Here is a 12182-nt window from a genome sequence, read left to right on the forward strand (position 1 = left end):
GATGAGCTATTTTTCACCCTCTAACCCGGCCGCGCTTTATCTGAAGAGTGACACGGCTGCGGTCGACAAATACTGGGACCAGTCTGAGCATCACCCCGAAGAGGGGGCCTCTACACCCCTGGGTTTCTGGGTCTATCTGATGTCAGACTGTCTGATGTTTGCGGTGCTTTTCGCGGTATATGGGGTGCTTGGCACCTCATATGCGGCGGGGCCGGGGCCAAAGGCGCTGTTTGACCTGAATCTGGTGGCGCTGAACACGGCGATGCTTTTGCTGTCGTCGATCACCTTCGGCTTTGCGATGCTGGCCCTTTATGCGGGCGACAAAAAGCGCACCCTGCGCTGGCTGTTCATCACGCTTTTGTTCGGCCTCGCCTTCCTTGCGATCGAGCTTTATGAGTTCTGGCACCTGATCCATGAGGGCGCGGTGCCGCAGCGCTCGGCCTTCCTGTCGTCCTTCTTCGCGCTGGTCGGCACCCACGGGCTGCACGTGTTCTTCGGCTCGGTCTGGCTGGTTACGCTGATGGTGCAGCTGTCGACCAAAGGCATTACCGGGCCGAATATCCGCCGGATGAACTGCCTGTCGATGTTCTGGCACTTCCTGGACGTCATCTGGATCGGCGTCTTTACCTTTGTCTATCTGCTGGGGATGATCTGATGGGCGCGCATCACGACACGCATGGGCATGATCATGGTCACGGCGACAGCCATGATCACGGCAGCTATGCCACCTATTTCAAAGGCTTCATCCTTTCCGTCATCCTGACCGCAATTCCCTTTGGCCTTGTCATGGCAGGAGGGTTCGAAAGCCGCCTGCTGACGGTTGCGCTGGTGGTTGGCTTTGCGGTGATCCAGATCCTGGTTCACATGGTCTACTTCCTGCATATGACCGCCAAACACGAAGAGGGCTGGACGCTGATGTCCACGCTTTTCACGCTGATCGTGGTGGTGATCATGCTCGCGGGTTCGCTTTGGGTCATGTATCACATGAACACCAATATGATGCCGCAGATGAACCATGAGGCCCTGCAGGGCTTCGGATCATGAGCATTCGGGGCGCTGTAACCGGCGCCCTGCGCACCAGGGCGGGGCAAATGGCCGCTCTGGTGTTCATTGCGCTGATCGGGCTGGGGGTCTGGCAGATCCAGCGTCTGGCCTGGAAAACCGACCTGATTGCCCGCATCGACGCAAGACTGGCGGCCGCGCCCGTGCCGCCGCCTTCTGAGGCCGCGTTTTCCGATATGGAAACGCCGGAATATCTGCGTGTCGCGCTGGTGGGCCGCTATATCGCGGATGGCCCGGATGCTGTGCCGCTGCAAACGCTGGTCCAGGCGCTGACCGTTCAGGGGCGCGGCTATTGGGTGATGGCGCCTTTCCTCAGCAATGATGGCCAGTTCATCCTGATCAATCGCGGCTTTCTCCCTGAGACGATGAAAGACGCCGTGCCGCCGGTGCCCGAAGGCCAGCAAAATCTGAGCGGGCTTTTGCGGCTCAGCCAGCCGGGGGGGGCGTTTTTGCGCTCGAACGATCCCGGGGCCGGGCGTTGGTTCTCGCGTGATGTCAAGGCAATCGGGGCCGTGCTGGGCACGCCGCTTGCGCCCTGGTTCCTCGATCTTGGCCAACCAGGAGAGGTGGTGCCCGAAGGCGTCTATCCGGTTCCGGGCCTGACGGTTGTCCGGCTGCGCAACAGCCATCTGGGCTATGCGATCACCTGGTTTTCGCTGGCTGTGGTCTGGGTGATTGGGGTCGGCGCGGTTCTGCGCGCGCGTGATCCTGACGCCTGAGCCTGACGCCCGAGCCGGGGCGGGCCTTCAGCCGCCCGCGCAGGAATTGCAGCTGATGCGTCCGGTCCGGCGATGATAGAGCACCGTCTCGCCCGCCAGCACCTCGCCGCCGCATCTGTCGCAAAGCGTCGGGTCGGTCATCGTCTCATGCGCAAAGCCGCCGGTCTCGACATATTCGCCGCCGATTTTCTTTGGCCATTCCCGGTCTTTGACGATATCGGCGCGGAAATATTCCTCGAACCGGGTCCAGCGGCTGATCTGATCCTGGCTTAAGCCATATTCGCGCAGCGTCTCGACCATCAGCGCCTGGCGATGATCGAACAGCGCATGGGTGATGACCATCCAGTGATGGGCATTGCGCGGCTTCTCGCCCCAATAGACCTTTTCGCCCGTCATCATCTGCTGCAGAAAACTATATTGCTTTGAGGCCGCCCGGTCCTGGGTCACCCCCTCAAAGAAGGGCGCAAGCTGCGTATCGGCAAAGACTTTGGCATAGAAGGTGTCAAAGATGCTGCGCAGCCTGCCACCCTGATCCAGCGCCTGCCAGAGCGCGGGGTCCAGCGGCGGCGCAGAGGTGATCTCGGGCAGGTCGCGGTAATCCAGCGAGAAGGGGCCGCGGATCTCAAATTCACCGCCGGGCTCTGCGTCTTGCGCAAAACAGGCGGGCAGCGGCGTGCCATCGGTCAGCACAAGTCGCGCCTCGGGGCAGGGGCTGGTTGCGGGGTCTGAGGTCAGCATCAGCACAGGCTCCTGATCCGGTGGCACGCCAGTCACCAGCCGCAGGCTTTGCCCGCTGCGATAATCCAGCGCGGTCATCGTCTCAAAGGTGATCCGCAGGGAACCAGAGCTATGCCCCTCAACCGCCACCAGCATGCAGGCGGTCGTCATATCGGCGGGGTCTTTGCGGGCCAGTTTCATCGGGCCGCTGGCCACGCATTTGCAGGGCAGGAAATAGCCCAGATCCTTTATCCGGTCGCTCAGTCGCCTTTGCGCCCCGCGCGGGATCTCGCCTTCGGTGCATTTGGTCAGGCAGGTCTGACAGGCGCCGCCCCGGCAGGAAAAGGGGGTGTCGATCCCCACCCGCAGCAAGGCATCCAGCACGGTTTCATCGGGAAAGGGGGTGATGATTTGCCCGTCAATTTCCAGCGTAACCGGGGGGGCTGCAGGATCGGGCGTCGGGCTGGCCGATGGGGCGCCCTCGCGCGGGTTGATTTGCAGGGGGCTGATTTGCAGGGGGGTGGTGCTGGCACTCATGAACAAAGCTTTCGACGGATACGGGCCCATGTTGCCGGAAAAGAGCGCCCAAAGGGTGGCGTCATTCCGGGGATTATGTGGCAAGCCAGCTGCCAAGGGCCCGCCCACAGGAAATGGCTCGGCCATGCCCAGGTTATGAACGCGCCTTCATATTGGTAATGGCATGAAAGACACATTCCTGATGGTAAAATAGGCAAAGGCCGCTTGTGATGCCTGAAAAGACGCATCTGAGACTTGGATTTCACCGTTTTGCCGCTATTTCAAAGGGGCAACCCTTGTGCGGGGCCGATGCTCATCGCTTTGCTGCGATGATCGGGCCAGGCCTTTCGGCAGCTCATCAATTCTGTTCGCCGCTCTGCCCTCTGTCAGGGGGTATGGCCATGCGCCAAAGGGTCTGCCATGGGCAAGAATGAGTTTATCGGGAAGAAATCCGCCGCCGCCGGCGGTTGGGGCGCGCTGAAAAGCTGCGGCAAGCGGCTGTTGCAGACCGGCAAGCCATTGTCGGGCGCACGCACCATGCTGAAGGCGAACCAGCCCGACGGCTTTGACTGCCCCGGCTGCGCCTGGGGCGATCCGGAACATGGCTCGTCGTTTGAGTTTTGCGAGAATGGCGTCAAGGCCGTCGCATGGGAGGCGACGCAGAAGCGCGTCACGCCGGATTTCTTTGCGCAGCACCGGGTGGCGGATCTGCGGGGCTGGTCGGATTACGCGCTGGAGCATGAGGGGCGGCTGACCCATCCGATGGTCTATGACCGGGCGCAGGACCGCTATGTCCAGACCACCTGGGATGAGGCTTTCGCGGGCATCGCGCGGGCGCTGAACGCGCTGGATCACCCCGATCAGGCTGAGTTCTATACCTCGGGGCGGGCGTCGAATGAGGCGGCCTTTCTCTATCAGCTTTTCGTGCGGCTATATGGCACGAACAACTTCCCCGACTGTTCCAACATGTGCCATGAGGCCTCGGGCGTGGCACTGACCGAGGCGATTGGCATCGGCAAGGGCACGGTGCTTCTGGAGGATTTCGAAGAGGCGGATGCGATTTTCGTGATCGGCCAGAACCCCGGCACCAACCATCCGCGAATGCTGGCCGATCTGCGCAAGGCCACCGCGCGGGGCGCGAAGGTGGTGGTCTTCAACCCGCTGAAAGAAAAGGGCCTGCAGCGTTTTGCCGATCCACAAAACAAGCTGGAGATGATCTTCGGCGGGTCAGAGCCGACCTCGACTGATTACTATCAGCCCCGCCTTGGCGGCGATATGGCGGCGGTGCGGGGCATGGCCAAGGTGGTCTTTGCCGCAGACGCCCAGGCGCTGGCTGAGGGGCGGCCCTCGGTGCTGGATCACGCTTTCATCCGTGAACACAGCCACGGGTTCGAGGCCTGGAAAGCCGCGGTTGACGCCACGCCATGGGAGCAGATCCTTGAGCAATCCGGCCTGACCCAGGACGAGATCACCCGCGCGGCCGGGGTCTATCTGGCCTCCGACCGCGTGATCTGCACCTGGGCGATGGGGGTGACGCAGCACCGCCATTCGGTGCCGACGATCCGCGAAATCTCGAACTTCATGTTCATGCGCGGCAATGTCGGGCGGCCTGGCACCGGCCTTTGCCCGGTGCGCGGCCATTCGAACGTCCAGGGCGACCGCACGGTCGGCATCAATGAGAAGGCCCCCAAAGCGCTGATCGACGCGCTGGAGCGCGAGATCGGCGTCAAAATGCCCCGCGCGCGCGGCCATAACGTGGTCCAGGCCATTGGCGCGATGCTCTCGGGTGAGGCGAAGGCCTTCATCGGCCTGGGTGGCAATTTCGCCCGCGCCACCCCGGACAGTGATCTGGTGGCACAGATCCTGCAGCGCCTTGACCTGACGGTGCATGTGGCGACCAAGCTGAACCATTCGCATCTCTTGCCCGGCAAGGTCTCTTATATCCTGCCCTGTCTGGGCCGGACCGAGATCGACAAGAACGCCAAAGGCCAGCGCCAGATCGTCACCGTTGAGGATTCGATGAGCATGGTGCATGGCTCGGGCGGCATCAATATGCCGGCCTCGAAAGAGCTGCGGTCCGAGGTGGCGATTGTGGCCGGGATGGCGGCGGCGACGGTGGGCTCGGCCCATGTCGATTGGGCCGCGATGGCCGAGGATTACGACCTGATCCGCGATCTGATCGCCCGCGTGCTGCCCGCTTTCGGCGATTACAACACCGCTGTGCGCAAGCCGCGCGGCTTCTGGCTGCGCAACCCGGCGTCCGAGCGTGAGTTCAATACCTCTACAGGCCTTGCCAATTTCTCGCCCGACCCGCTGCCCGATCAGACCGAATGGCAGCAGGCCGACCAGGGCGAGGGGATGCTGGTTCTGCAGACCTTCCGCTCGCATGACCAGTATAACACCACGATCTACGGCATGGATGACCGCTATCGCGGCGTCTATGGCGAGCGGCGGGTGATCTTCATCAATCCCGCCGATCTCGCCCGGCTTGGGCGCAGCGCGGGCGATATCGTCGATCTGACCAGCCACGCCCCGGACGGCACCACCCGCGAGGCCCTGGCCTTCCGCCTTGTTCCCTATGAGATCCCGCAGGGCTGCATCGCGGGCTATTACCCCGAGCTGAACCTGCTGGTGCCCCATGACGCCTGGGGCGAGGGCAGCTTCACCCCGGTCTCAAAATCGATCCTTGTCAGCCTGCGACCGGGCCTGCAGGCCGCATGAGCAGCGAGGCCGCGTTTCTGACACTATGCGAGGCGCTGGCGGCACGTGGCCTGCCGATGCTTTCAGCGATGCTGATCGTGGCTGCCGATATGGGCGTGGCGCAGGACAGCCGGACATTCGCGCGACACTTAGGCGTCGAACATGCGCTGGCGCTGCGCGAATTGGTGGCAATGGAGGAAGAGACGCGGCTGGTGGTGATCACCCGCCGCGACAGCCGCAGCCAGCGCCTGCATTTCACCCTGACCGAAGCGGCAGTTTCGCTTCTGGCCCATGCGAAGGCAGAGGCGGGCGGGGCGGATCAACCCTGACGCCCTGCAGCGCATGTGAAACGGCAAAACCCCGCCCAGTTTTACCAGGGCGGGGTTTCCATCTTCCAGGCCCTCAGCGGGGTGCCGAGGACAGCCGTTTAACCACCTGGATAAAGCGGTCCACCTCATCGGTGGTGTTGTAAAAGGCCAAAGACGGGCGCACGGTCGTCTCAAGCCCGAAACGGCGCAGGATCGGCTGGGCGCAGTGATGCCCGGTGCGAACCGCGATCCCCTCTTCGTTCAGGGCAACCCCCACCTCATGCGTGGTATAGCCGTCCAGCGTGAAGGACAGGACGCTTGCCTTGTCCCGCGCCGTGCCGACCAGGCGCACGCCTTTGATCGGGCGCAGAAGATGGGTCGCATAATCGAGCAGCTCATGCTCATAGCGGCCTATGTTCTCGATCCCCCAGTCCTCGACATATTCCAGCGCGGCACCCAGGCCCACCGCATCGGCGATATTGCCGGTGCCAGCCTCGAACTTATTCGGCGCGGGCTGAAAGCGGGTGCGCTCAAAAGTGACGTCTTCGATCATATTGCCGCCGCCCTGCCATGGCGGCATGTCGTCAAGGACCTCGGCCTTTGTCCAGAGCGCGCCGATGCCGGTCGGGCCAAAGATCTTATGGCCCGAGAAAACAAAGAAATCCGCGCCGATATCCTGCACATCCACCCGCATGTGGCTGATCGACTGCGCCCCGTCGACCAGCGCTTTCGATCCATTCCGATGCGCCAGATCGACGATTTCTTTGACCGGAACCACGGTGCCAAGCGCGTTCGACACCTGGGTGACCGAGACCAGCTTCACCTTCGGCCCCAAGAGGCGCTGATATTCGGACAGGATCACCTGGCCGTCATCGTCAACCGGGATCACCTTGATCTTCGCGCCGACCGCCCAGGCCAGCTGCTGCCAGGGCACGATATTGGCGTGATGTTCGAGGTTTGAGACGATGATCTCATCGCCCTGGCCGATGTGTTTCGCGCCCCAGGATTTGGCCACCAGGTTGATCGCCTCGGTGGTGCCACGGGTAAAGATCACCTCATTGACTGAGGGCGCATTGATAAACCGCCGCACGGTTTCTCGGGCCTTTTCATAGGCATCGGTGGCGCGGGCAGCCAGCTCATGCGCGGCGCGGTGGATGTTCGAATTCTCATGCGCGTAGAAATATGAGATACGATCAATCACCTGGCGCGGCTTTTGCGTGGTCGCGGCATTGTCGAACCACACGAGTTGCCGCCCATTTACCCGCTCTTGCAGCACCGGGAAATCGCGGCGCACGGCATGGACATCAAAGGCCCCGCGTGTCGGCTGCGCAGGGGTTTCTGCGCGGGCCGGGGCCTTTGTGCTGTGCTTACCCGCCAGCAGCGCCTTCAGATCATCTGCACCCGGCAGGCCAAAGCTGCTGGCCGAGACCAGATCCTCGCGCGGCACATCCGGGGCCCGGCTTTGCGGCGCATAGGGCGCGGCATCAGCCAGGAAGTAGAAGGGCGATCCGCCCTCTGCCCCATGCGCGGCTGTGGGCGAGGGCGCCGCACGCGGGCTGACCTGCGGCACCCCAAGCGCATGGCCGCCGAAACGACCGTTCAACGCAGGTGGCACCGTGGTCGCATGATCCGGCAACCCATTGACCGCTGCAGCCTTCGGCGCAAGCGATGGAGTCGAGGCCAGCACAGCGGCCCCGTCCTGGGGTGTCGATGGCGCGGCATTGGCCCCGGGCGCGAAGGCCCCCGGAAGCGCCGGCCCATTGGCCAGCGGCCCCGGCGAGAAACCCGCCGGCTGCGGATTTCCGGGCACCGGGTTCGATGGCAGATGAGCCGCCGCCGGGATCTCCGGCGTCCCGCCCGCCGCAGCCGGAGCTGCGGCGAAGAACTGCGCGGCAAGCTGGGTCAGCGCCGCCACATCGGGCAGGCCCTGCGGCGTCTCAACCGGGCCCGGAAGCGAGTTACTTGTAGGTGTCGGGATAGTCATGGAACTTGCCGATCTCCACATCATCCAGCACAGCCAGGGCATCCGGCGATTGCACGACCAGCGAGCAGTAGAGGCTGATCAGGTAAGACGCGATGGCCGAGCGGTTGATCCCCATGAAGCGGACCGAAAGCCCCGGGGCCTGCTCGCCCGCGAGGCCCGGCTGATAAAGGCCGACCACGCCCTGACGCTTGTCGCCAACCCGGATCAGCAGGATCTTGGTCTTGCCGTCAACCACGGGAACCTTGTCCGACGGGATGATCGGAATGCCGCGCCAGGTCAGGAATTGCGAGCCAAACAGCGAGACCGTGGGTGGCGGCACACCGCGACGGGTGCATTCACGGCCGAAGGCTGCGATGGCATCGGGATGGGTCAGGAAGAAGGCGGGCTCTTTCCAGACCTTGGCGATCAGCAGATCCAGATCATCGGGCGTCGGTGCGCCGGTCAGCGGGTAGTTCACCTGATCGGGGTGGACATTGGCCAGAAGGCCGTAATCCGGGTTGTTGATCAGCTGGCCTTCCTGGGTTTCCTTGATCGTCTCGATCGCCAGACGCAGCTGCTCTTTGACCTGGTCAAAGGGGCTGGAATAGAGATCCGAGATCCTTGTGTGCACATCGACAATGGTCGAGACGCCGTTCAGGAAGTACTCGCGCGGGGTCTCATCATAATCGACGAAGGTCTGCGGCAGTTCGGATTCGTCCTCGCGGGCCGTGCAGGCCACATGCACATCCTGCGGATTTTTCACCGTGTTCAGACGATAGATCCCGGCCTCGACGGGCAGCCATTGCAGCAGGTGAACCAGCCAGCGCGGGCTGATCGTCGAAAGGATCGGGACGGTTTTGGTGGCATTGGCAAGCTGGCGGGCGGCGGTATCGCCAAGCGCAGATTGCGGGGTCAGATCAGCCATGAGGCGCTCCGCTTGAGGAGGGTGGGATAGAATGCTGTGGGAAAATTATTTCTTCGATCAGGGTTTCGGCAGAAAATAGTTCCAATTCAATCAATTTTGGGAGAATTTTCTGCTGTAATGGCGGCTGTGTTCAGGCGCTTTTGGCATGTTCATTCTCTGGCTGTTCACGCGATTGCACCCGGGCCTGGGAGACGATGCTGAAGGGGGGCACATCAGCCGTGACCCAGACATTGCCGCCAAGGACCGAGCCCTCGCCGATACTGACCCGCCCCAGCACGGTCGCGCCGGAATAGATCACTACGTCATCGCCGATGATCGGATGGCGCGGCAGGCCTTTGACGACATTGCCCTGCTGATCGGTGGGGAAGCTTTTGGCCCCCAGCGTGACACCCTGGAACAGCTGCACGCGCTCGCCGATGATGGCGGTGGCACCGATCACCGTTCCGGTGCCATGGTCGATGAAGAACGAGGCGCCGATGCGGGCACCGGGATGGATGTCGATCCCGGTTTCTCCATGCGCCATTTCAGCGATCAGCCGGGCGATCAGCGGCAGACCCAAAAGTGACAGCCGATGCGCCATGCGGTGGTTGATCAGCGCCCGCAGCCCCGGATAGCACAAAAGCACCTCATCGACGCCGCGTGCCGCCGGATCGGCTCGAAAGGCCGCGACGACATCGCTGTCCAGCAGCCGCCGAATGTCGGGCAGCGCCCGGATGAAGGCTGAAACCAGCACCCCTGCCGCCGCAGGGTCGGGGGCCTCGCCCGCGCCCAGGGTGCGGCGCGCCCAGTCGAGTTCAAGCCGCACCTCATGGGTCAGCTCATGCACCACGCGCGTCAGCGTCCTGGCGATAAAGCCGTTCTCATTCTCCTGGCGCAGATCTGCCGGGCCAAGGCGCATCGGGAACAGCACCGCCCGCAGATCGGTGACGATGGCGGCCACCCGCTCGGGCGAGGGCAGCTCTCGCGGGCCCGCCTCTTCCAGCCGCAGCTGCGAGATGCGCCAGTCATGGCGGGCCTGGGCAAGGCCTGCGACGGTGGCGGCGATGTCATCGCTTTGGGCTGCGGCAGACGGGAAGGGGCCGTGCGGCACCCCGGTGGATGCGGCAGCACAGAGAGAGGTCTTTGCCGTCGCGCGGGCATCGGGGCCGTGGCTGCGGGCCGGTTCTGGCATTTCAGTCTCCGTTAAACCTGAGGCTCCCCGGCGTCATGGGGAAGGGGGCCGTGGGGGAAGGGGGCTCGTGGGGAAGGGGGGCCTTGGGGGGAAGGGGCGTTCTGAAAACGCCCTGAAAAAAGGAGCGGGGGAAAATGTCGGGGACAAATGCCGCCGGTCAGATCCGATCCAGGCGGCAGAGGCCACAGCGGGCCACGCGGCTTCAGTCTTGCAGCCAGGGCAGACCATGAAAACGCCAGCCATCCAGACCGCCCCGGTGACCATGGGCATCAAGATTGCCCTCGAAGCCCTGGTCGACGCTGTAGACGGCCGTGTAACCTGCCTTTGTCAGCGCCTCGGCGGCGGCGGCGGATCTTTTGCCGCTGCGACAAAGCAGCAGAATTCTGGCGGCCTTGTCGGGCAACTGTTGCGCGACCTGACGGATGAAATGCGGGTTGCGGTTCATCGCGGTGCCCGTGGCCCAGGCCACATGCAGCGAGCCCTCGATCCGCCCGACATAGGCGCGTTCCTCAATGGTGCGCACATCCAGCAGAGCCGCCTCGCCACGGGAAAACAGATCCCAGGCGCTCTGCGGACTGACCAGCCCGGCAAAGCCGATGGCCTCGGTCAGGGCCTGGCCTGAGGGAACGGGGGTGGCTGAAAAGCGGGTATCGGCACGCAGATTCATCATCACACTCCTGACACGGGCGCCGCTCACAGGGACCGGATCGCCTTCGCAACAGGGTCAGGATAGCGCCGTAATCCGCGTGCCGGGAACAGGATTTGCAGCCCGCCGGGCGCGCAAATGCAAACTTGGAATGCCGCAATCGCGCAAAGCCTGGCGGGGATAATATTTCTCTTTCGCCGGGCATTTTCGGGGAAGCGTTTTGCTGGGCCCTGACGCGGCTGCGGCCCTGCAGATCCGGTTTGGGCCATAAGGTTCCTATCGGAGAACGGCGCTGTGCCAGAGAATCAGCGCCGCCCGCGATCAGGCCATGGCTGCCGGATCACGGGCTGTCTGGCTGCTGGCCAGGCTCAGCGGTGCCGCCTTCGGTCATCCGCAACTGGGGCCGCGCCTGGGTGACGACCGCGCCCGGCGCGACGCTTGCCAAAAGCCAGACGCCGCCGCCGATTACCGCCCCCTTGCCCAGCGTGATCCGCCCCAGGATGGTCGCGCCTGCATAGATCACCACATCATCGCCGATGATCGGATGGCGTGGCTCGCCCTTGACCAGGCTGCCGCTGCCGTCATCGTGGAAGCTTTTGGCCCCCAGCGTCACCTGCTGATAAAGCCGCACATTGCGCCCGATCACCGCAGTCTCGCCGATCACCACCCCGGTGCCGTGGTCGATGAAGAAAGCCGGGCCGATTTTCGCGCCGGGATGGATGTCGATCCCGGTCAGCGAATGCGAATGTTCGGCCATGATGCGGGCGATCATGCCGATGCCGCTGCGGTAAAGCGTATGTGCGATGCGGTGATGCAGGATCGCCGCCACGCCCGGAAAGCAAAAGGCCACCTCATCCAGGCTTTGCGCCGAAGGGTCGCCCTTATAGGCTGCCAGGATATCGGTGTCATGCAGATCGCGCACGATGATCAGCTGCGCGACGAATTCGCGGGCGATGCTTTCGCCCTGGTGCTGCGCGGTGTCGGGGCTGGCATCGGGGGCCAGCATCAGCTCGGTGGTGATCAGCGCAGAGAGGCGGTCGCGGATCGAGGCCAGCATAGAGGCGACAAAGCTGTCGGTCTGGTCGGGCTGCAGATCGACGGGGCCGAAATGGCGCGGATAAAGCGCCGAGACCGCATCGTTCAGCACCTCGATAATCGCGCGTTTTGAGGGCAGGCGCGGCGTCGGACGCCCGTGATAGCGCCGCTGTTGCGAGACCAGCCGCAAAAGCCGCAGCTTTTCGGTCAGGGCCGCGATCAGCTCCGGGCCATCCGTGCTGTCAGCCGGATTGGGGGTATTGTCAAAGACCGCGTTTGTGAGCGGATTTGTGACCGGGTTGGTCCAGGGCGGGGTGGTGTCTTTGGGGGATCCGTCCATCGCGCGCTCCGTCGCTGGCATTGGCACAGGCTGTCAGCGCAGGCCCTGGGTGTCAGACCCGGTCAATTGGCTGAGTTTGC

11 protein-coding genes are annotated in these 12182 nt (G+C 63.5%); 5 read left to right on the forward strand and 6 right to left on the reverse strand.

What is annotated here, in order from left to right:
- Position 1: 1 nt before the first annotated feature.
- Genes cyoC through HOY34_RS12550 form a run of 3 tightly spaced genes read left to right on the forward strand, consistent with a single transcriptional unit; the run spans position 2 to position 1781 of the window.
- Positions 2–655, forward strand: coding sequence for a cytochrome o ubiquinol oxidase subunit III (cyoC, locus tag HOY34_RS12540; RefSeq protein ID WP_172363364.1), 654 nt, complete (start codon positions 2–4; stop codon positions 653–655).
- Entirely contained in the window at positions 655–1044 is a 390-nt protein-coding gene (gene cyoD, locus HOY34_RS12545) for a cytochrome o ubiquinol oxidase subunit IV (RefSeq protein ID WP_172363366.1), read from the forward strand. Before cyoC ends, cyoD begins: the two co-directional genes overlap by 1 nt.
- On the forward strand, positions 1041–1781 hold the full coding sequence (locus HOY34_RS12550; RefSeq protein ID WP_172363368.1) for an SURF1 family protein: 741 nt from the start codon (positions 1041–1043) through the stop codon (positions 1779–1781). Before cyoD ends, HOY34_RS12550 begins: the two co-directional genes overlap by 4 nt.
- Before the next feature lie 27 nt (positions 1782–1808).
- Here the strand turns inward: HOY34_RS12550 and HOY34_RS12555 are convergent, their stop codons facing one another.
- Entirely contained in the window at positions 1809–3035 is a 1227-nt protein-coding gene (locus HOY34_RS12555) for a 2Fe-2S iron-sulfur cluster-binding protein (protein WP_172363370.1), read from the reverse strand.
- 399 nt (positions 3036–3434) lie between these two features.
- On the opposite strand from HOY34_RS12555, the gene HOY34_RS12560 reads away from it, so the two are divergent.
- Positions 3435–5735: an FdhF/YdeP family oxidoreductase gene (locus tag HOY34_RS12560; protein WP_172363372.1), complete on the forward strand. Its 2301-nt coding sequence runs from the start codon at positions 3435–3437 to the stop codon at positions 5733–5735.
- Positions 5732–6043 (forward strand): hypothetical protein, encoded by a 312-nt coding sequence (locus HOY34_RS12565; RefSeq protein ID WP_216654736.1) that lies wholly within the window; start codon positions 5732–5734, stop codon positions 6041–6043. Before HOY34_RS12560 ends, HOY34_RS12565 begins: the two co-directional genes overlap by 4 nt.
- A gap of 73 nt (positions 6044–6116) precedes the next feature.
- Here the strand turns inward: HOY34_RS12565 and HOY34_RS12570 are convergent, their stop codons facing one another.
- The 5 genes from HOY34_RS12570 to HOY34_RS12590 all read right to left on the reverse strand — a co-directional run bounded on the left by HOY34_RS12570 (position 6117) and on the right by HOY34_RS12590 (position 12102).
- Positions 6117–8006, reverse strand: coding sequence for a family 2A encapsulin nanocompartment cargo protein cysteine desulfurase (locus tag HOY34_RS12570; RefSeq protein ID WP_172363374.1), 1890 nt, complete (start codon positions 8004–8006; stop codon positions 6117–6119).
- Positions 7981–8910, reverse strand: a complete 930-nt coding sequence (locus tag HOY34_RS12575; RefSeq protein ID WP_172363376.1) for a family 2A encapsulin nanocompartment shell protein — start codon at positions 8908–8910, stop codon at positions 7981–7983. The genes HOY34_RS12570 and HOY34_RS12575 overlap by 26 nt, the downstream gene beginning before the upstream one ends.
- 130 nt (positions 8911–9040) lie before the next feature.
- Complete coding sequence (gene epsC / locus HOY34_RS12580) at positions 9041–10081, reverse strand: serine O-acetyltransferase EpsC (protein ID WP_172363378.1); 1041 nt, start codon at positions 10079–10081, stop codon at positions 9041–9043.
- A 202-nt stretch (positions 10082–10283) separates the two neighbouring features.
- Complete coding sequence (locus HOY34_RS12585; RefSeq protein ID WP_172363380.1) at positions 10284–10751, reverse strand: rhodanese-like domain-containing protein; 468 nt, start codon at positions 10749–10751, stop codon at positions 10284–10286.
- A gap of 316 nt (positions 10752–11067) precedes the next feature.
- Positions 11068–12102 carry a serine O-acetyltransferase gene (locus HOY34_RS12590; protein WP_172363382.1) on the reverse strand — a complete coding sequence of 345 codons (1035 nt, stop codon included), beginning with the start codon at positions 12100–12102 and terminating at the stop codon, positions 11068–11070.
- Between the last annotated feature and the right edge of the window lie 80 nt (positions 12103–12182).

This window comes from Pseudogemmobacter hezensis (genome assembly GCF_013155295.1).
GTDB lineage: Bacteria > Pseudomonadota > Alphaproteobacteria > Rhodobacterales > Rhodobacteraceae > Pseudogemmobacter > Pseudogemmobacter hezensis.